The 964-nt window shown below is 29.5% G+C and carries 1 protein-coding gene and 1 pseudogene; both read left to right on the top strand.

All coding sequences use genetic code 11. From position 1 onward, the window contains the following. Window positions 1–25 precede the first annotated feature (25 nt). Window positions 26–172 (top strand): hypothetical protein, encoded by a 147-nt coding sequence (locus HMPREF2846_RS14295; protein ID WP_017176832.1) that lies wholly within the window; start codon window positions 26–28, stop codon window positions 170–172. Window positions 173–399: 227 nt separating this feature from the next. Next, window positions 400–964 (top strand): annotated as a pseudogene (locus tag HMPREF2846_RS00020) (protein rep); the annotation flags it as partial.

The following is a 964-nucleotide window of genomic DNA, read 5'->3' as shown; positions in this document are numbered from 1 at the left end:
TTGATTAAAGAAAGGGGGGGCTTGTATGAAGTTTGGAAATTATAAAATTGATTCTTTTTGGTTAATTATGATTATAGGTTTTTTAGCTACTTCTATATTTTTTCCTTTCATGCTTTTGTCTGTAATTATTTTATTGATTTTTGGTTTAGAAAAAGATGATAAAAAAGGTTAAATTCGATTTCTTGGTTTTGTTTTTTGAAACGAGTGAAACGAGTTTCTTCTTATCTTGATACTATATAGAAACAACGTCATTTTATATATTTATGTATAAAAGCTTTTGTATCAAGGGTTTGAGGCTGTTTTTTGCCCTTAAAACTCCTTAAAGAAAAATTTGCATAAAAAAAGACCCAGTATTATGATTAAAATACGACTAATTAATCAATACTGGGGGTCTTTTATATGCATATTAATAATAGCATGACAGGAAATGACAGACAAGCAAATAAACCATTTAAAGACATTACTAAAACAGGAAAGACACGCCCATGGCGTGAGAAAAAGGTAGCGAACGTAACATATGCTGAACTTCTTCAAATACTAGAATTTAAGAAATCTAATAATGTTAAACAGTGTGGCGAAGTGTTGGAGTTTAAACCGAGTGATACTGGACATTTAAAACTATATCGAGCATGGTTTTGTAAATCAAAGTTATGCCCAGTTTGTAATTGGAGACGAGCAATGAAACAAAGTTATCAATCCCAACAAGTGGTTGAAGAAATTTTAAAAGAATATCCAAATTCTCGTTGGCTCTTTTTAACACTGACTATTAAGAATGTTTTTTCGGGTCAAGAATTAAATGAATCATTAAGTTATATGACTAAAGCATTTAGAAAATTAATGATGTATAAAAAAGTATCTAAGAACCTTATTGGTTTTATGAGGGCAACTGAAATAACGGTCAATAAAAAAAAGGATCTTACAACCAACATAATGCATGTTTATTGTCGGTTAGACCTAATTTTTT

The sequence above is a fragment of the Staphylococcus sp. HMSC056G08 genome (assembly GCF_001812305.1).
Classification (GTDB): domain Bacteria; phylum Bacillota; class Bacilli; order Staphylococcales; family Staphylococcaceae; genus Staphylococcus; species Staphylococcus simulans.
The sequence above is the reverse complement of the archived record's forward strand: the minus strand, read 5'-3'. Positions and strand labels throughout refer to the sequence as shown.

Excerpts from the sequence above, each read along its gene's own strand:
- HMPREF2846_RS14295 (WP_017176832.1), top strand. The coding sequence starts at position 26 with ATGAAGTTTGGAAATTATAAAATTGATTCTTTTTGGTTAATTATGATT.